The organism is Bradyrhizobium sp. PRIMUS42, assembly GCF_023006515.1.
GTDB lineage: Bacteria > Pseudomonadota > Alphaproteobacteria > Rhizobiales > Xanthobacteraceae > Bradyrhizobium.
On record NZ_JALBGZ010001520.1, the window covers coordinates 1 to 537 of the forward strand.

Consider the following 537-nt stretch of genomic DNA (forward strand, 5'->3'; position numbering starts at 1 on the left):
CTGGCGACTGTCGCAGCACGGGCGGGGCGCACCGTGACACTGTGGGCACGTAATGCCGAGTATGCCGCGCGGATCGCCTCGACCCGCGACAACCCGCGGCTCCCCGGTGTACAAATCGCTCCGGAGATCGTCGTCACAAACGATCTGGCGCTCGCCGCGCGCGCGGACATGCTGCTGATCGCAACACCGGCGCAGCATGTCCGCGGCGCGGTCAACATGCTGGCGTCGCATCTGCCAGGGCCGGCACCGATCATTGCCTGCGCCAAGGGCATCGAGCACGGCACCCACAAATTCATGACCGACGTGATCGCGGAAGCCGCGCCCCACGCCAAGCCGGCCATTCTGTCGGGCCCGAGCTTTGCCGACGATGTCGCGCGCAGCCTGCCGACGGCGGTGACGCTGGCAGCAGGCGACGAGACCTTGGCGAGCGCGCTCGTGCAGGCACTGGGCTCGCCGACGTTCCGTCCCTATCATTCCACCGACATTCGTGGCGTCGAGATCGGCGGCGCGGCCAAGAACGTGCTGGCGATCGCGGTC

Annotated in this window: 1 protein-coding gene; it reads left to right on the plus strand. The window is 68.5% G+C overall.

Translation table 11 applies throughout. The annotated features are described in order from the left end of the window. A partial coding sequence (locus tag MOV75_RS41405) for a 2-dehydropantoate 2-reductase N-terminal domain-containing protein (protein ID WP_309487024.1) occupies positions 1–537 on the plus strand: 537 nt, incomplete at both ends.